Here is an 18,891-nt window from a genome sequence, read left to right as displayed (position 1 = left end):
AGAGCCGCGCTTCGGCCACTCCGATGATGGAACAATATATCGAGATCAAGGCGAACAATCCGGGTTCGCTGCTGTTTTACCGCATGGGCGATTTTTACGAATTGTTCTTTGACGATGCGGTCGAAGCCTCCCGTTCTCTGGGCATCACGCTGACGAAACGCGGCCAGCATATGGGATACGATATTCCCATGTGCGGCGTTCCCGTGCATGCGGCGGATGATTATCTCCAGAAACTCATCCTGCGCGGTTATCGTGTCGCCGTCTGCGAGCAGGTGGAAGATCCGGCGGAAGCGAAAAAGCGCGGATCGAAATCGGTGGTTCGGCGTGATGTGGTGCGGCTCGTCACGCCCGGCACGCTGACCGAAGAAAAGCTGCTGTCGCCGACGGAATCCAACTATCTGATGGCGCTTGCCCGTATTCGCGGCAGTGCCGAGGCGCAGTTTGCGCTGGCCTGGATCGATATTTCCACCGGCGTCTTCCGTCTGGCGGAAACCACGCTGACGCGGCTTCTCGCCGATATCTGGCGTATCGACCCGCGCGAGCTGATCGTTGCCGACAGCCTGTTCCATGACGAGGAACTGCGGCCGGTCTTCGATGTGCTTGGCCGCGTGGCTGTGCCGCAGCCCGCAATCCTCTTCGACAGCGCCACGGCGGAAGGGCGCATCGCCCGTTATTTCAACGTATCGACGCTCGATGGTTTCGGCACCTTTTCGCGGGTGGAAATGGCCGCTGCCGCTGCTGCCGTCGCCTATGTCGAAAAGACCCAGATCGCCGAGCGCCCGCCGCTCGGCGCGCCGGAACGTGAAAGTGCTGCCTCCACCCTTTTCATCGATCCCGCCACCCGCGCCAATCTGGAACTGGTGAAGACGCTATCGGGCGAAAGGGACGGATCGCTGCTGCATGCCTTGAACCGCACGGTCACGGGCAGCGGCGCACGGATGCTGGCCGAGCGGCTGATGTCGCCGCTCACTGACCCGGACAAGATCAATGCCCGCCTTGATGCGGTGGCCTATCTCATCGATGACGTCTCTCTCTGCGATGACCTGCGCGATGCCCTGAAACATGTCGCGGACATGCCGCGCGCACTATCCCGCCTTGCGCTGGAGCGCGGCGGCCCGCGCGATCTCGGCGCTATCAGGCAGGGGCTGGCTTCGGCTGAAAAAATCGCGACTGTTCTCGATGGCGGGTTGCTGCCGGATGAACTGGCGACGGCTCTCAAGGATCTGAAAGCCTTGCCGGGCGGGCTGGAAGCCATGCTCGGCTCGATGCTCGCCGATGATCTGCCGCTTCTGAAACGCGACGGTGGTTTCCTGCGTGACGGCGCCAATCCCGAACTCGATGAGGTGCGGGCGCTGCGCGACCAGTCGCGCCGGGTGATCGCCGGTCTGCAGCTGAAATATGCCGATGAGACCGGCATCAAGTCACTCAAGATAAAGCACAATAACGTTCTCGGTTATTTCATCGAGGTAACGGCGGGCAATGCTGATGTGATGATGGCGACGGATGAGGCCAAGGCGCGCTTCATCCATCGCCAGACCATGGCCGGCGCCATGCGTTTCACCACCACAGAGCTTGCCGATCTGGAAAGCCGCATCGCCAATGCCGCAGCGCAGGCTCTGACAATGGAGCTGGAAGCTTTCGCCCGCATGGTCGAGGCCGTGGTGCAGCAGGCGGAAGCGATCAAGGCCGGTGCTTTCGCACTAGCTGTCATCGACGTTGCCTCAAGCCTTGCGTATCTGGCTACAGAACAAGCCTATTGCCGCCCGATCGTCGATGCTTCCATGACCTTTGCGATCAAGGGCGGACGGCATCCGGTGGTGGAGCAGGCGTTGCGGCGGCAGTCTGCTGGACCCTTCATCGCCAATAATTGTGACCTTTCGGCCGTCAATGGCGGCAAGAACGGTGCGATCTGGCTGCTCACCGGCCCCAACATGGGCGGTAAATCGACTTTCCTGCGCCAGAATGCTTTGATCGCCATTCTGGCGCAGATCGGCTCCTTCGTTCCGGCGGAAGCTGCTCATATCGGCATCGTCGACCGGCTGTTTTCCCGCGTCGGCGCTTCCGACGATCTGGCGCGCGGCCGCTCGACCTTCATGGTGGAAATGGTGGAAACCGCTGCCATCCTCAATCAGGCGACGGATCGTTCGTTGGTCATTCTGGACGAGATCGGCCGGGGTACTGCAACCTTTGACGGTCTTTCGATCGCCTGGGCGGCGGTGGAGCATCTGCACGAGGTCAATCGCTGCCGTGGCCTCTTCGCCACCCATTTTCACGAGCTGACGGTGCTGTCGGAAAAACTCGGCCGCCTCTCCAATGCCACGATGCGGGTGAAGGAGTGGGAGGGCGACGTTATCTTCCTGCACGAAGTCGGACCAGGTGCAGCGGATCGCTCCTACGGTATTCAGGTGGCGCGGCTTGCGGGCCTCCCGGCATCGGTGGTGGAGCGTGCGCGCGAAGTGCTGACGAAACTGGAAGATGCCGACCGCAAGAACCCGGCCAGCCAACTGATCGATGATCTGCCGCTGTTCCAGATCGCGGTTCGCCGCGAGGAAACTCGCAAGGCCGGACCATCGAAAGTTGAAGAATCATTGAAGGGGATCAATCCCGACGAAATGACGCCACGTGAGGCATTGGACGCGCTCTATGCGTTAAAGAAAGAACTTGGCAAGGCTTGAACTTTCTTGCGCATCGAATTTTCCGAAAACCGCTGACACTTTTCGGTTCGATGCGGAGACTGCCTGTCCATCGCCTTTAAAACTCGCTATAGGACACTCCCATCGCAAGCGGTGGGATTTCCCACAGGACATGGATACCGGCATAGATGGCCATCAAGGACCTGGATTTTTCCGAAATTCTCGATGTCTCGGCGCTGAAGCGCGACTGTGACATCATCTTCAAGGAAGATGGCAAGCGCATCGCCGATGTCAGGTCCGATCTGCTGCCGCTGTTTCGCAAGGCCAGCACCGAAGGCCGGGAAAAGGTCCGCGAACTGCTGAAAGCCGATGGCAGCGGCATTGATTGCGCCCGCCGCATTTCCTGGCTTCAGGACCGTCTGATCGAGACGCTTTATGATCTTGCCTGCCAATATGCCTATCCAAAGGATGCCCCGCAGATCGCGGTGGCGGCAGTCGGCGGTTACGGCCGCGGCACGCTGGCGCCGGGATCGGATATCGACCTCCTGTTTCTGCTGCCGGCCAAGAACACGCCCGACATGCACAAGGCTGTCGAGTTCGTGCTCTATCTCCTTTGGGATCTCGGCTTCAAGGTCGGCCATGCCACCCGCACAGTGGATGAGTGCATCCGCCTGTCCAAATCCGATATGACCATCCGAACCGCCATTCTGGAAGTGCGGGCGATCTGCGGTAAGAAATCCCTGACGGACGATCTGGAAAAGCGCTTCGAGGCGGAAGTCGTCACCGGCACCGGCCCGGAATTCATCGCCGCCAAGCTTGCCGAGCGTGACCAGCGTCACCGCAAGGCGGGCGATACGCGCTATCTGGTGGAACCGAACGTCAAGGAAGGCAAGGGCGGGTTGCGCGACCTGCATACGCTGTTCTGGATCGCCAAATATTATTACCACGTCCGCGATACCGCCGATCTCGTCAAACTCGGCGTCCTGTCAAAGTCCGAACTCAAGCTGTTCGAAAAGGCCGATGATTTTCTCTGGGCCGTCCGCTGCCAGATGCATTTCATCACCAATAAAGCGGAAGAGCGCCTTTCCTTCGATATTCAGCGCGAAATTGCTGACGCCCTGAACTACCAGCCGCGCCCCGGCCTTTCCGCCGTCGAACGCTTCATGAAGCACTATTTCCTCGTGGCAAAGGATGTGGGTGATCTGACCCGCATCGTCTGCGCTGCACTGGAGGACCGGCAGGCGAAGGATGTGCCGGGTCTTTCGGGCGTTCTCAGCCGCTTCGCCCACCGCGTCCGCAAGATTCCGGGGTCGGTGGAATTTGTCGAGGACCGGGGGCGCATCGCGCTGGCCAAGCCTGACGTCTTCAAGAACGACCCGGTCAACCTCATCCGGCTTTTCCATATTGCCGATATCAACAACCTCGAACTGCATCCGGATGCTTTGCGTGTCGTCACGCGTTCGCTGTCGCTCATCAATGAAGAACTGCGGGAAAACGAGGAGGCGAACCGGCTGTTTCTTTCGATCCTCACCTCGCGGCGCGATCCTGCATTGACGCTCCGGCGCATGAATGAGGCAGGCGTTCTCGGCAAATTCATTCCGGAATTCGGCAAGATCGTCGCGATGATGCAGTTCAACATGTATCATCACTATACCGTGGACGAGCACCTGATCCGCTCGGTGGGCGTATTGTCGGAGGTGGATAAGGGGACGGCTGTGGATGCCCATCCGCTTGCCAACCAGCTGATGCCGGGCGTTGAGGAACGCGAGGCGCTTTATGTCGCCGTGCTGCTGCACGATGTGGCAAAGGGCCGGCAGGAGGACCACTCGATTGCCGGCGCTCGCGTCGCCCGCAAGCTCTGCCAGCGTTTCCGCCTCACCGGCAAGCAGACCGAAACCGTCGTCTGGCTCATCGAGCAGCATCTCCTGATGTCCATGGTCGCCCAGACACGCGACCTGCACGACCGCAAGACCATCACCGATTTTGCCGACAAGGTGCAATCGATGGAGCGGCTGAAGATGCTGCTCATCCTGACGGTCTGCGATATCCGCGCGGTCGGCCCGGGCGTCTGGAACGGCTGGAAGGGGCAATTGCTTCGCTCGCTGTATTATGAGACCGAATTGCTTCTCTCCGGCGGTTTTTCGGAAGTCTCTCGCAAGGAACGCGCGCAGATCGCCCGCCAGGCGCTATATGACGCCCTCGATGACTGGGGCCAGAAGGCGCGGCGCAAATATACCAAGCTGCATTACGAGCCCTATCTGCTGACGGTGGCGCTGGAAGACCAGGTGCGCCACACCCGCTTCATCCGTGAGGCCGACAAGCAGGAAAAGGCGCTGTCGACCATGGTGCGCACGCATTCCTTCCACGCGATTACGGAAATTACCGTGCTGGCGCCCGACCATCCGCGCCTGCTGTCGATCATAACAGGGGCCTGCGCTGCGGCCGGCGCCAACATTGCCGATGCGCAAATCTTCACCACATCGGATGGACGGGCGCTCGATACGATCCTTATCAATCGCGAATTCCCGATCGACGAGGATGAGACGCGGCGCGGCAACAATGTCGGCAAGCTCATCGAGGAGGTTCTATCCGGCAAACAGCGCCTGCCGGAAATGATCGCCACCCGCACAAAAAGCCGCAAGAAGAAAAGCGCCTTCATCATTCCGCCCTCGGTCATCATTTCCAACGGGCTGTCGAACAAGTTCACCGTCATCGAGGTCGAGTGCCTCGACCGGCCGGGCCTGCTGGCGGATATGACGGCTGTCATCGCCGATCTGTCGCTCGATATTCACTCCGCCCGCATCACCACCTTCGGCGAAAAGGTCATCGACACCTTCTATGTGACTGATCTCTTCGGGCAAAAGGTGACGAATGATAATCGGCAGGCCAGCATCGCCACGCGCCTGAAGGCGGTGATGAGCGAGCAGGAAGACGAATTGCGCGACCGCATGCCGAACGGCATCATCGCCCATCCCGACGTGGCGGCACTGCCGGCCGCGCGCACGGCAAAGGCTTGAAGCGCCCATGAGTCTGATCGGCAAGTTCGCCACTGTCGGCACCGCCACGCTGGGCAGCCGCATTTTCGGCTTCCTCCGGGAAACCCTGATGGCTGCCGCCGTCGGCACCGGCCCAGTGGCCGATGCCTTCAACGCCGCTTTCCGTTTTCCGAACACCTTCCGGCGACTTTTTGCCGAAGGCGCGTTCAACTCGGCTTTCGTGCCTCTCTTCGCCAAGGAAATTGAGGCGAACGGCATGGAGGGCGCAAGGCGCTTTTCCGAGGAAGTCTTCGGCGTCCTGTTCACCGTGCTTCTGGCCCTGACAATTCTGATGGAATTGTCGATGCCGTTCATCGTGCGCACCGTGATTGCGCCGGGCTTCCTCGAAGACCCGGTGAAGTTCGATAACACCGTGCATCTTGCCACCATCATGTTCCCTTATCTGGCCTGCATGTCGCTGGCGGCGATGATGGGTGGCATGTTGAACTCGCTGCACCGTTATTTCGCAGCCGCGATCGCGCCGGTTTTCCTCAATATCATCCTCATCGGCGTGCTCGCCTGGGCATGGTGGAAGAATTACGATCCCCTGCAGGTCGGTTATGCGCTCTCCTGGGGGGTGATGGTGGCGGGTCTGGTGCAGCTTGCCATCGTCTGGATCGCCGTGCGCAATGCCGGCATGCGCATCGGCTTCCGCAGGCCGCGGCTGACCAAGAATGTGCAGCGCCTTCTGGTCCTTGCCCTGCCGGCGGCAATCACCGGCGGCATCACCCAGATCAACCTGCTCATCAACACCAATATCGCCTCCGCCGGCGAAGGGGTGATCTCCTCGCTTGCCTATGCGGACCGGATTTACCAGCTACCGCTCGGCGTGGTCGGTATCGCCGTCGCCACCGTGCTTCTGCCGGAACTGGCGCGCGCCCTGCGCGGTGGCCATATGGTCGAGGCCGGAAGCCTGCAGAACCGCTCGGTCGAATTCGTGCTGTTCCTGACCTTGCCCGCTGCCGCTGCCCTTCTCGTCATGGCGGAACCGATTGTCCGTTTTCTCTATGAGCGCGGCAATTTTTCGCCGTCGGCCACCATCACGGTTGCGCAGATCCTCGGCATCTATGGTCTTGGCCTGCCGGCTTTCGTGCTGATAAAGGCTTTCATTCCTGGCTTCTTCGCCCGCGAAGACACCCGCACACCGATGATTTTCGCAGCAATTTCCGTGGTGGTGAACGTCTCCCTGGCGCTGACCCTGTTTCCGCGTCTCGGTGGTCCGGGCATCGCCATTGCCGAGATCACCGCCGGGTGGGTGAATGCCGCGTTGCTTTTCGCCATGCTTTTGTGGCGCGGCCACTGGCAGGTGGATATTCCGCTGCTCACCCGCATTCCGCGACTGCTCCTGGCTGCCGCCCTCATGGCGGGCTTCGTCCACTATGCGCTGACCTGGCTGAGCTTCGAGCTATCTTCGGCCTCGTCGATTTTCGTCCGGGCCGGCACCATCATGGCTCTCGTTTTCGCGGCCATGCTGGTTTATTTCGTGCTGGCCTTCGTTTCGGGTGGGGCCGATATCGGCATGGTCAAGCGAGCCATCCGCAAGCGCGGCAAGAAGAACGTCGAGACGGAGGCAGGCTGATGTCCTTTGCTGAGAACCGCCGTGTGGCGCTCGTCACGCTTGTCGTGGATGATTACGACCGGGCGAAGGCGTTTTATTGCGAGGTTCTCGGGTTCGAATGCCTTTCCGATCAGCCTCTCGGCGATGGCAAAAGATGGTTGGTTGTGAAGCCGCAAGGCGCTGATGGCTGCGCTGTTCTGCTTGCCCAGGCTGATGGCGAACCGCAGCGGTTTGCCATCGGCAACCAGACCGGTGGGCGTGTCGGGTTTTTCCTGCATACGGACGATTTTCAAAGAGACTATGAGACCATGCTCGCCCGCGGCGTGCGCTTTCTGGAGGAACCGCGCCACGAGGTTTACGGCTCCGTCGTGGTCTTTGCCGATCCTTATGGAAATCGCTGGGATCTTCTTCAGCCGCGTGGCTGACATGCCCTGAAACCGCTTGATTGCGGGGGGCTGCGGGTGCATAAGCGCGCGTGCAATTCCAACCATGGGGCGGGGCCCTCCACAAGCCTTTTCGAGGACGACAATGAACGTATTCAAGCCGCTGGTTTTCTCGGGCGTCCAGCCGACCGGCAATCTGCATCTCGGCAATTATCTCGGCGCTATCCGCAAGTTCGTGGCTTTGCAGGAAGATAACGACTGCATCTATTGCGTCGTCGACATGCATGCCATCACCGCCCAGCTCGTTCATTCCGACCTGAAGGCGCAGACCCGCTCGATTGCGGCCGCCTTCATCGCCTCGGGCATCGACCCCGTAAAGCACATCGTCTTCAACCAGTCGGCCGTGCCGCAGCATGCGGAACTGGCATGGGTGTTCAACTGCGTGGCGCGCATCGGCTGGATGGAGCGCATGACGCAGTTCAAGGACAAGTCCGGCAAGAATGCCGAACAGGTCTCGCTCGGTCTGCTTGCTTATCCGAGCCTGATGGCTGCCGACATTCTCGTTTACCGCGCCACCCACGTACCTGTTGGTGATGACCAGAAGCAGCATCTGGAACTGGCCCGCGATATCGCCCAGAAATTCAACATCGATTTCGGTGACCATATCCGCAACGCCGGTCTTGGCCTCGATATCAAGGTGGGCGACGAGCCGGTGCATGCCTATTTCCCGATGGTGGAGCCGCTGATCGGCGGCCCGGCGCCGCGCGTCATGTCCCTGAAGGACGGCACCAAAAAGATGTCGAAGTCCGACCCGTCCGACCTGTCGCGCATCAACCTGATGGACGACGTCGACGCGATTTCGAAGAAGATCAAGAAGGCGAAGACCGATCCTGACGCGCTGCCGAGCGAAGTGGAAGGTCTGAAGGGCCGCCCCGAGGCGGAAAACCTCGTCGGTATCTATGCCGCTCTCTCCGACAAGACGAAGGCGGACGTTCTTGCGGAATTCGGCGGACAGCAATTCTCGGCCTTCAAGCCGGCGCTCGTCGAACTTGCCGTCAATGTGCTCGCTCCGGTCAATAACGAAATGCGCCGCCTTCTCGATGACCCGACCCATATCGACGCCATCCTCAAAGAGGGCGGTGAACGAGCGCGCGCCATTGCCGAAAAGACGATGAACGAGGTGCGTGACATCATCGGCTTCCTGCGCTGAGAAGTCGCTGCCGCGCTGATGCGGCGGGCGGTTTGCGCCTGCCGTGATTTGATATAATCTCCGCCCGAACCGTCGGGCGGTTTCTCGGATCACGGCGGATTGAGGGAGTGCGGAATGGTTTCAACACGGCTGTCGCGTCTGGAAGGGCATCGTCGCAAATTTCTCGCTGTTATCGATGACACACCGGAATGCGAAAGGGCCGTGCATTATGCCGGTCGTCGCGCCAAGAATTCCAATGGCGGGCTGGTGCTGCTGTACATGATCCCGGAAGGCGATTTCCAGCAATGGCTGGGCGTCGAGCAGATCATGCGGGCCGAGGCGCGCGAGGAGGCGGAAGCCACCCTCGCCAAGATCGCCCAGAAGGTGCGTGAGACAATCGGCATCGAGCCTGAAGCGGTGATCCGCGAAGGCAGCGCCACCGAGCAGATCCACGGGCTGATCGAGGAAGACCGCGATATCGCCATTCTTGTGCTGGCGGCGGGATCGACAAAGGAAGGGCCGGGGCCGCTCGTTTCTTCCATCGCCGGGCGAGGGGCAGCCTTCCCCATTCCCGTCACTGTCCTGCCGGATACGCTGACGGACGAGGAAATCGACGCGCTCTGCTGATCCGGGTTTCGGACAAGATTTAGGGGCTGACGATTTCTTGAATGTAATTATCATGTCAGGGCTTGAAGTGAAGCTTCGCCGGGCGTATTTTGGAAGAATTCTAAATTACGGGGCGTGAACCGCGACCTCGAAGGAGACGATGATGTTCATTCAGACGGAAGCCACGCCTAACCCCGCCACGCTGAAGTTTCTGCCCGGCAAGGTGGTGCTGGAAAGCGGGACAGCTGAGTTTCTCAATCCTTCGCAGGCGCAGGCTTCTCCGCTGGCAGAGCGTCTCTTTACGATTCCCGGCGTCACCGGCGTGTATTTCGGCTTCGATTTCATAACCGTCACCAAAGACGATGCGGAATGGCAGCACCTCAAGCCCGCCATTCTCGGTTCGATCATGGAACACTTCATGTCCGGCCGCCCGATCATGGGTACGGCGATTGCGGCGGAAGTATCGGACGAAGAGGACGAATTTTTCGAAGAGGGTGACGAGACAATCGTCGCCACCATCAAGGAACTGCTGGAAACCCGCGTGCGGCCCGCCGTTGCGCAGGATGGCGGCGACATCACGTTCCGCGGTTTCCGCGACGGCACGGTGTTCCTGAACATGAAGGGCGCCTGCTCCGGCTGCCCGTCCTCCACCGCCACGCTGAAGCACGGCGTTCAGAACCTGCTTCGCCATTTCGTGCCGGAAGTGCGCGAAGTCGAAGCGGTATGACATCGTAAGCCAGGTCCCGACATGATTGTTCTCGCACTCGACACCTCAGGTGTGGATTGTTCCGCCTGCGTTTATGACAGCGCCTCCGACAGGGTGCTCGGCGAGGTGTGCGAAATGATCGGAAAGGGTCATGCCGAAAGGCTGATGGCCGTGATCGATGGTGCCCTGCAGCAGGCACAGCTTCCGCTCCAGAAGGTTGAGCGCATCGCCGTGACCATCGGTCCGGGGTCCTTCACTGGCATTCGTGTCGGTGTTGCCGCCGCGCGCGGCTTTGCCCTGTCGCTAGGCGTCAAGGCCGTTGGCATCACCACGCTTGAAACGCTCGCGCTGCATCATCTTCTGACAAATCCCGGCCGGCCCGTGGCCGTCGGGCTGGATGCCAAGCGCGGCGAAGCCTATCTCCAGACTTTCGCGGCGGATGGATCGCCGCTCGCTGAGGCGACGCTTTTGTCTCTGGATGACGCCAGGGGCGTTCTTTCCGGTTTCGACGGCGCCGTGATTGGTTCGGCCGCGCCGCTGTTTGCAGGAGAGGAAATCGGCTCGGGGCCGGACCATTTCCCGATTGCATCGGTTGCGCGCTCGGCGGCGCGCAAGCAGGCGGGTCAACCGAAACCTGCGCCGCTTTATCTGCGCGGTCCGGATGCCCGTCCGCAAACCGGTTTTGCGCTGGCACGCCAGGACGTTGCCTGATAGGGCATTCATCCATGCCCGTGAATGATTCCTGTAATGCCCGATTCTTGTGATGCCAGATTCCTATTATGTTTGACGAATATCTGAGCTGGAAACCCTATTTCGAGATCGTGCCGATGCAGCATGAGGATTGCGCCGCGGTGGCGGAACTGCATGCGCTGCGTTTTCCGCGCGCCTGGAATGACGGGGAGTTTTCCGGGCTGTTGACGCAAGGTTCGGTTTTCGGTGCCGTCGCGCGTCAGACCAACGCGTTCTTCAGCAGGCCGCTCGGGGGGTTCGTGCTCGCAAGGGAAGTTGCAGGCGAGGCGGAAATCCTGACGGTTGCCGTGGCTGACAAGTTCGGACACACCGGTCTTGGCTGGCGCCTGATGCAGTCGGCGGTGCGCGAAGCGATGATGCGCGGCGCTGAAACCATGTTTCTCGAGGTGGACGACAGCAACACCTCCGCTCTCGGGCTTTATAAAAAGCTCGGCTTCAAGACGGTTGCGGAGCGCAAGGCCTATTACACCTCCAGGGATGGAACCAAGTCGACGGCGCTTGTCATGCGCCGCGATCTTCGCTAGTTCCCTGCGACAGGCATTTTTTCGGCGAAAGCCGCAAAATTCAACCGGAATACTCAAAAGGCCAGAAGACGTGATAGACCTTTCGAAAACGCTGGAGGAGCTTTGTGCCGAGCGCGGCATGCGGATGACGGACCAGCGCCGCGTCATTGCCCGTGTCCTGCAGGAATCGGCCGACCATCCGGATGTCGAGGAACTGTACCGCCGTTCCTCCGCCGTGGATCCGCGCATCTCGATTTCCACCGTCTACAGAACGGTGAAGCTGTTCGAAGATGCCGGTATCATCGAGCGTCACGATTTTCGCGATGGCCGTTCGCGTTATGAGACCGTGCCTGAAGAGCACCACGATCATCTGATCGATCTGAAGAACAGCGTGGTCATCGAGTTTCATTCGCCGGAAATCGAAGCGCTTCAGGAAAAGATCGCCCGCGAGCATGGCTTCAAGCTGGTGGATCACCGGCTGGAGCTTTACGGCGTGCCGCTGAAGCCCGACGAACGCTGAGACGCCGGTGAACAAGCGGGCGTTTCACTCATGATGTGGCTGCGCACAGCCTATATCGCGATCGTTCTCCTGATCGTCACGCTCATCCTGCTGCCGCTGCAACTGCTGGGCCTTGCCTTCGACTGGCGGTTGCGCCGCCGTATTCCGCGCCTCTGGCATCGCATCGCCTGCCATGTTCTCGGCATTCGTGTGCATGTTCACGGAGAGGTGGAGCGGGCAAAGCCGCTGATGCTGGCGGTCAACCACGCCTCGTGGAAGGACATCCTCGTTCTCGGCAGCATTGCCGACGTGGTGTTCATCGCCAAGACGGAAGTGCGGGACTGGCCGGTTTTCGGCTGGCTCGCCCGGCTGCAGAAAAGCATCTTCGTTCAGCGTGAGCAGAAGCGCAGCACCGGCGCGCAGGTCAGCGAAATCGCTGCCCGCATGGCTGATGGCGAGATTGTCGTGTTGTTCCCCGAAGGCACCACTTCGGATGGGAACCGAATGCTGGCGGTGAAATCCTCGTTGTTCGGTGCCGCCTCCACCGCCGCTGAACAGGTGCCGGGCAAGCTGGTTTATGTGCAGCCGGTTGCGATTGCCTATACGCGGGTGCATGGCATGGCCATGGGCCGTTATCACCGCGTCATTGCCGCCTGGCCGGGCAGCATAACGCTGGTGCCGCATCTGCTTGGCATCATCAAGGCCGGCGCCATTGATGTGGACGTGACCTTCGGCGAGAGCGTTCCATTTCACAGCACGGATAACCGCAAACGACTTTCGATCGATATCGCTGCTTCCATCCGTTCCATGCTGGCCTTCAGTCTGCGCGGCGGCTGGCGGAAATAGCGGTGTCGTCGCTCTTTCCGGGATTTTTTTGTTTAATCTGGCTAGGAAAAACACTAAATAGCGGCCATGACCCAGGAAACGCTTGGCCTTGACGCCCAACACATGATCGCCCGCGAAGGCTCTAACAGCCGCAAGGTCTTTATCAAGACCTATGGCTGTCAGATGAACGTCTACGATTCCGTCCGCATGAGCGATGCGCTGGCGAAGGATGGTTACGTTCAGACCGAGGATATGGGTGAGGCGGATCTGGTTCTCTTGAACACCTGTCATATCCGCGAAAAGGCAGCTGAAAAGGTCTATTCGGCGCTCGGCCGTCTGCGCGACATGAAAAAATCGCGGCAAGAGCAGGGCCGCGAATTCATGATCGGCGTTGCCGGCTGTGTGGCGCAGGCGGAAGGCGAGGAAATCCTTCGTCGTGCACCTGCCGTTGATGTCGTCATTGGCCCGCAGACCTACCACCGCCTGCCGGACGCTCTGAAGCGGGTACGCGGCGGTGAACGCGTCATCGAGACCGAATATGCGGTCGAGGACAAGTTCGAACATTTGCCGGTAGCTGAAAAGGCGACGTTGCGCACCCGCGGCGTCACCGCCTTTCTGACCGTGCAGGAAGGCTGCGACAAGTTCTGTACCTTCTGCGTCGTGCCCTATACCCGTGGCTCGGAAGTCTCCCGTCCCGTGCGTCAGATCGTCGATGAGGCGATGAAACTGGTGGATGCCGGCGTGCGCGAGATCACGCTGCTTGGCCAGAACGTCAACGCCTGGCAGGGCGAGGGTGCCAAGGGCGAGAAATGGGGCCTTGCCGAGCTGCTTTACCGGCTGGCGGAAATTCCGGGCCTTGCACGGCTTCGCTACACCACCAGTCATCCGCGCGACATGGATGATCGGCTGATCGGCGCCCATCGCGATCTGCGTATCCTGATGCCCTACCTGCATCTGCCGGTGCAGTCAGGATCGGATAACATTCTGAAAGCCATGAACCGTCGCCATACGGGCGAGGAATATATCCAGCTTATCGAAAAAATCCGCGCCGCCCGCCCTGATATCGCCATGTCGGGGGACTTTATTGTCGGCTTCCCCGGTGAGACGGATCGCGACTTCGAAGACACGATGGCGATGGTCGAGCAGGTGAAATACGCGCAGGCCTTCTCCTTCAAATATTCCACCCGTCCCGGTACGCCGGGCGCCGATCTCACGGATCAGGTTGCGGAAGAGGTGAAGGCCGAGCGGCTGGAACGATTGCAGGCCCTGTTGCTGCGGCAACAGAAGGAATTTGCGGAATCGCTGGTCGGAAAGACCATGGATGTGTTGCTGGAAAAGCCCGGCCGCATGCCTGAACAGTTGATAGGTCGCTCTCCCTGGCTGCAATCGGTGAATCTTGATGCAAAGACTTTGAAAATCGGTGACATTGTTAATGTACGAATCACCGCAACGGGTCCAAACAGCTTGTTTGCCGAGGTGGCAGAGAGTTAGAGTGAGGAGCCGACACTGATTGGGACAGGAGCCTGACCGCTTGAACGCACATGAATTGGTATCACCTTCATCGCGCCAGCCACGCCAAGCCGCGACCGACGCCAATCACTTCGTCCTCACGTTCGAGAATAACAGGATAGCTGGAGAGCTATTCGGTCAGTTCGATCAGAACCTGAAATTGCTGGAACAGCGCCTCAACATCGATGCGCGCCCGCGCGGCAATTCCGTCGCCATCACCGGTGATGTCGTCGCCACCAATCAGGCTCGCCGGGCGCTGGATTTCCTTTACGAACGGCTGCTCAAGGGCGGAACCGCCGAGGTTTCCGATGTGGAAGGCGCGATCCGCATGGCGATGGCCGCGGATGATCAACTGACCTTGCCGACGATGGAGCGCAAGGCGAAGATTTCCATGGCGCAGATTTCCACCCGCAAGAAGACCATCGCTGCCCGCACGCCGACGCAGGATGTCTATATGCGGGCGCTGGAGCAATCCGAACTGGTTTTCGGCGTCGGCCCCGCCGGCACCGGCAAGACCTATCTGGCCGTGGCGCACGCCGCACAGCTTCTGGAGCGAGGCGCGGTTGACCGTATCATCCTGTCGCGTCCTGCCGTCGAAGCGGGTGAGCGCCTGGGCTTCCTGCCGGGAGACATGAAGGAAAAGGTCGATCCCTATCTTCGTCCGCTTTATGATGCGCTTTATGACATGATGCCGGGTGACAAGGTGGAGCGCGCCATTCAGGCGGGTGTCATCGAAATTGCGCCGCTCGCCTTCATGCGCGGCCGCACCCTTGCCAACGCCGCCGTTATTCTGGACGAAGCCCAGAACACCACGACCATGCAGATGAAGATGTTCCTCACCCGTCTCGGCGAAAACGGCCGCATGATCGTGACCGGCGACCCGAGCCAGGTGGATTTGCCGCGCGGGGTGAAATCCGGCCTTGTCGAGGCCCTGCAAATCCTGGGCGATGTCGAAGGCGTGTCGGTCGTGCGCTTCAAGGATGTCGACGTCGTGCGTCATCCGATGGTGGCGCGCATCGTCAGGGCCTATGAATCCCACACGGCAGTGCCGGATGAAAGCCTCGTGAAGGGCAACTGACGTAAAGACAATGACAGCTCTGGATATTCAAATCAGCGTCGAGGCCGAAGGCTGGTCCTCGGAAGAGGACTTGGCTGTCTTTGCCACCAAAGTGTTGGATGCAGCGGTTGATTTCCTGAAGCGGGAAGAGGAGCAGCCCTTCCCGAAAATGCCGGTGGAACTGTCGCTGGTCTTTACCGATGACGAAAATATTCGGGAAATCAATGCAGAGTGGCGCGACAAGGACAAGGCGACCAATGTCTTGTCTTTCCCCGCTTTTCCGCTGGAACCGGGTGGTATGCCCGGCCCGATGCTGGGCGATATTGTCATCGCGCGCGAGACGGTTGAGCGTGAGGCCCTTGAACTTGACAAGAGTTTCGAGGATCATCTGACCCATCTGCTCGTTCATGGGTTCCTGCATTTGTTTGGTTATGACCACATGGACGAGGAGGAAGCGGAAGAAATGGAGTCGCTTGAGACTCGCATTTTGGCGGTGCTTGGCCTATCTGATCCATACGCGGGTCAGGAACCGCTTTGAATATTGTCTGGAGCCATGAACGAACATTCTGCACGACCTGCCAATGAGGGCAGAGAAAACGGCGAGCAGTCCTCTTCGGAGGAAGGCAGTAGTCATTTACGTCAAGACTACAATGCAAAGCCAAGATCGACGATCTGGTCGCGCATCGCACGGTTGCTAAGACCGTCTCAGGGCGAGCGCCTGCGCGAGGATTTGACCGACGCGCTGATGGACGACACCGAAATTGGCACCGCCTTTTCGCCCGAAGAACGGGCGATGCTGAACAATATCCTCCGTTTCCGCGAGATCAGGGTCGAAGATATCATGATCCCGCGGGTCGATATTGACGGTCTCGACCAGAACATGACCATTGGCGAGGCCCTGATCCTCTTTGAGGAAACCGGACGCTCCCGTATGCCGGTCTATGATGAGACGCTGGATGATCCGAAGGGCATGATCCACATTCGTGACCTGCTGGCCTATGTCGCCAAGCAGGCGCGCAACAAGCGCCGGGCGGGATCACGCAGCGTCGCTTATGGTGAAGTAAAGGCGCCGCGTTCGCCGCGACCGAACTTCGACCTGGCACGGGTCGATCTCGAACAGACGGTTGCCGATGCCGGGCTGGTGCGCAAAATTCTGTTCGCGCCGCCCTCCATGCTGGCCTCCGATCTCTTGAAGACGATGCAGGCCCAGAGAACCCAGCTCGCGCTGGTGATCGATGAATATGGCGGCACGGACGGTCTCGTCAGCCACGAGGATATCGTCGAGATGGTCGTGGGCGACATCGATGACGAGCACGACAAGGACGAGGCGATGTTTTCGCGCCTGTCCCCGGATGTGCTCGTGGCCGATGCCCGTGCCGAACTTACGGAACTTGCCGAGGCGATCGGGCCGGAATTCGATGTTCGCGAACATCTGGAGGAAATCGATACGCTCGGCGGCCTCATCTTCTTCGCGCTCGGCCGTATTCCGGCCAAGGGCGAGGTGGTCAGGGCCGTTCCCGGTTTCGAGTTCCAGATTCTCGATGCGGATACACGGCGCATCAAGGGCGTCCGCATTGTCCGTGGTCACGGCTCGGAAGGGCAGGATGATCGCGCGCCAGGCGATGCCCGCACGAACGAGGTAATTGCGCTGCCCGCGCCGGATGTGCGCCTTATCACTCACCAGCAGAATGCCGACTGAACAGGACCGACGGGGTAATACCCGTCGGTTCGCTGGTTCAATATGGATTCGCCCGCTTTGAATGTTCCTGTGGGCCGATGAAATGTGCGGCGGATCATCAGGGCTTTCTCCACTCCTGTGGACTGCGAATCTTTTTTCCGTTACTCCGGGTTTGAGGGAAAATTCCGCGGCGCGGCCTTGCCGGGAGCGGTCTTTTCCGGACGCGCATAAACGGAGATGGCATGGAGCGTCTTGCAGGCAGGGTAATGCTGGCCGGTGGCAAAAGCCGCGCAGTGATGGCGATTGCCGCAGGCGCGGTTGGTGCGCTGGCTTTGCCTCCATTCGGTTTTTTCGCGGCGCTGTTTTTCTCCTTCACCCTGCTTGTCTGGCTGGTGGACGGCTGCACCGGTAAGCCGGGCGGCGGCATATTCAGCCGCATCCTGCCGGCTTTTGGCATCGGTTGGTGTTTCGGCTTCGGCTATTTCGTGGCGGGTCTTTGGTGGTTGGGCAATGCCCTGTTGCTGGAGGCAGACGAATTCGCCTGGGCGCTGCCGCTCGCCATCATCGGCCTTCCGGCTCTTCTTGCGCTGTTTTATGGTTTTGCAGTCGCTGCGGCCAACATCGTCTGGTCGGATGGTCTCGGCCGTATCGCCGCCCTTGCCGCCGCATTCGGCCTGTTTGAATGGCTGCGCAGTTTTCTTGCGACTGGATTTCCCTGGAACGCCATCGGCTACGGCATCATGCCCATTCCGGTCATGATGCAGTCCGCGCACCTGCTTGGACTTTTCAGCGTTACCACGCTTGCGGTTTTTATCTTCGCCGCTCCCGCTTTGATCGGCACAAAAAAAAGCATGTGGCCGGGCCTCGCTCTGGCGGGTCTGCTGCTGGCCGGCCATTTTGGTTACGGCTTCTACCGCCTTCAGGCACCGGTTGAGACACCGGCGGACGCGCTGACCGTCAGGATCGTACAGCCCTCCATCGATCAGTCCCGTAAAATGCTGAACGCCGACCGGGCAGAGATCTTTGGCGAACATCTGCGGCTGACGGCGCTGCCTCCCGGCGAAGGGAAAAAGCGCCCGGATATCGTCGTATGGCCGGAAACCTCCGTACCTTTCATCCTGACGCAGAACCCCGACGCTCTGGTGGAAATCGCAAAAACGCTGGAGGACGGGCAAATCCTGTTCACCGGCGCTGTCAGAATGGAAGACCAGGGTGCCGGTCGGCCGCCGCGTTATTACAATTCGGTCTACGCGATCGACAGCCAGGGCGAAATCATCGCGGCAAGCGACAAGGTTCACCTGACACCGTTTGGGGAGTATGTTCCCTTCGAAGGCGTTTTGCGGGAGTTCGGCATCGATAATGTCATCAGCCTGCCGGGTGGTTTCTCGGCCGCCTCGTCGCGCACGCCATTGACGCTTCCTTCCGGCAAGACCTTCTATCCCCTGATCTGTTACGAGATCATTTTCCCCGGTGAGATGACGCCAGGTCTGGCGGGTTCGGCGGCAATTCTGAACGTGACAAATGACGGCTGGTTTGGCGACACGCCTGGCCCTTACCAGCATTTTCTTCAGGCCAGAGTCCGGGCTGTTGAAACCGGCGTGCCGGTGATTCGCGGCGCCAATACCGGAATTTCCGCTGTCATAGACCCCTATGGACGCATTATCGCCGGGTTGGATTACGGTCGGGTTGGCATTGTTGACGCCACTTTGAGTGGTGGGTCCAACGACGCATTTACTTACGACACACATCGGACGTATTTCTGGTTGATTTTTTCAATCATGCTGATCGTTGCGGTATTTCCTGCCTGGAGTTTTGCTCGGCGTCAGAATTGACCGGGAACTCCCACAATTGCATAGTGAATACGTCAGTCGTAAAACAAGTTTAGACGCTGTCGAAATGCCGGCTCATTTCTTCGAATAGTAATGAAGCGAGATATCAACCCTTTCCGAGTGTCAGGACC

16 protein-coding genes are annotated in these 18,891 nt (G+C 59.7%); all 16 read left to right on the top strand.

Going from position 1 to position 18,891, the window contains the following annotated elements:
* The first annotated feature begins 23 nt into the window (after positions 1–23).
* Positions 24–2,675 (top strand): DNA mismatch repair protein MutS, encoded by a 2,652-nt coding sequence (mutS, locus tag AKG12_RS20955; protein WP_082178983.1) that lies wholly within the window; start codon positions 24–26, stop codon positions 2,673–2,675.
* A 146-nt stretch (positions 2,676–2,821) separates the two neighbouring features.
* Positions 2,822–5,650, top strand: coding sequence for a [protein-PII] uridylyltransferase (locus AKG12_RS20950; protein WP_052820290.1), 2,829 nt, complete (start codon positions 2,822–2,824; stop codon positions 5,648–5,650).
* A gap of 7 nt (positions 5,651–5,657) precedes the next feature.
* Entirely contained in the window at positions 5,658–7,247 is a 1,590-nt protein-coding gene (gene murJ / locus AKG12_RS20945) for a murein biosynthesis integral membrane protein MurJ (protein WP_052820289.1), read from the top strand.
* Positions 7,247–7,651 (top strand): VOC family protein, encoded by a 405-nt coding sequence (locus AKG12_RS20940; protein WP_046799335.1) that lies wholly within the window; start codon positions 7,247–7,249, stop codon positions 7,649–7,651. The genes murJ and AKG12_RS20940 overlap by 1 nt, the downstream gene beginning before the upstream one ends.
* 103 nt (positions 7,652–7,754) lie before the next feature.
* Positions 7,755–8,819, top strand: a complete 1,065-nt coding sequence (gene trpS, locus AKG12_RS20935) for a tryptophan--tRNA ligase (RefSeq protein ID WP_046799336.1) — start codon at positions 7,755–7,757, stop codon at positions 8,817–8,819.
* A 114-nt stretch (positions 8,820–8,933) separates the two neighbouring features.
* Complete coding sequence (locus AKG12_RS20930; protein ID WP_046799337.1) at positions 8,934–9,425, top strand: universal stress protein; 492 nt, start codon at positions 8,934–8,936, stop codon at positions 9,423–9,425.
* Positions 9,426–9,567: 142 nt separating this feature from the next.
* Positions 9,568–10,131 (top strand): NifU family protein, encoded by a 564-nt coding sequence (locus AKG12_RS20925; protein ID WP_052820288.1) that lies wholly within the window; start codon positions 9,568–9,570, stop codon positions 10,129–10,131.
* Positions 10,132–10,152: 21 nt separating this feature from the next.
* A complete protein-coding gene (gene tsaB, locus AKG12_RS20920; protein WP_052820287.1) occupies positions 10,153–10,821 on the top strand; it encodes a tRNA (adenosine(37)-N6)-threonylcarbamoyltransferase complex dimerization subunit type 1 TsaB in 669 nt (222 codons plus the stop codon).
* Positions 10,822–10,889: 68 nt separating this feature from the next.
* Complete coding sequence (locus tag AKG12_RS20915; protein ID WP_052820286.1) at positions 10,890–11,384, top strand: GNAT family N-acetyltransferase; 495 nt, start codon at positions 10,890–10,892, stop codon at positions 11,382–11,384.
* Positions 11,385–11,454: 70 nt separating this feature from the next.
* Positions 11,455–11,883 carry a Fur family transcriptional regulator gene (locus AKG12_RS20910; RefSeq protein WP_046799341.1) on the top strand — a complete coding sequence of 143 codons (429 nt, stop codon included), beginning with the start codon at positions 11,455–11,457 and terminating at the stop codon, positions 11,881–11,883.
* Positions 11,884–11,913: 30 nt separating this feature from the next.
* Complete coding sequence (gene olsA / locus AKG12_RS20905; RefSeq protein ID WP_052820285.1) at positions 11,914–12,708, top strand: lyso-ornithine lipid O-acyltransferase; 795 nt, start codon at positions 11,914–11,916, stop codon at positions 12,706–12,708.
* 66 nt (positions 12,709–12,774) lie between these two features.
* Positions 12,775–14,178, top strand: coding sequence for a tRNA (N6-isopentenyl adenosine(37)-C2)-methylthiotransferase MiaB (gene miaB, locus AKG12_RS20900; RefSeq protein ID WP_046799343.1), 1,404 nt, complete (start codon positions 12,775–12,777; stop codon positions 14,176–14,178).
* A gap of 40 nt (positions 14,179–14,218) precedes the next feature.
* Positions 14,219–15,274, top strand: a complete 1,056-nt coding sequence (locus AKG12_RS20895; protein WP_046799344.1) for a PhoH family protein — start codon at positions 14,219–14,221, stop codon at positions 15,272–15,274.
* A 10-nt stretch (positions 15,275–15,284) separates the two neighbouring features.
* On the top strand, positions 15,285–15,791 hold the full coding sequence (ybeY, locus tag AKG12_RS20890; RefSeq protein WP_046799345.1) for an rRNA maturation RNase YbeY: 507 nt from the start codon (positions 15,285–15,287) through the stop codon (positions 15,789–15,791).
* Positions 15,792–15,806: 15 nt separating this feature from the next.
* Positions 15,807–16,952, top strand: a complete 1,146-nt coding sequence (locus tag AKG12_RS20885; protein ID WP_052820284.1) for a hemolysin family protein — start codon at positions 15,807–15,809, stop codon at positions 16,950–16,952.
* A 221-nt stretch (positions 16,953–17,173) separates the two neighbouring features.
* A complete protein-coding gene (lnt, locus tag AKG12_RS20880) occupies positions 17,174–18,763 on the top strand; it encodes an apolipoprotein N-acyltransferase (RefSeq protein WP_052820283.1) in 1,590 nt (529 codons plus the stop codon).
* Positions 18,764–18,891 lie beyond the last annotated feature (128 nt).

Source organism: Agrobacterium sp. SUL3 (assembly GCF_001263295.1).
GTDB classification, from domain to species: Bacteria; Pseudomonadota; Alphaproteobacteria; order Rhizobiales; family Rhizobiaceae; genus Agrobacterium; species Agrobacterium tomkonis.
Note: the sequence above shows the minus strand (reverse complement) of the source record. Positions and strands in the feature narration are given on the sequence as shown.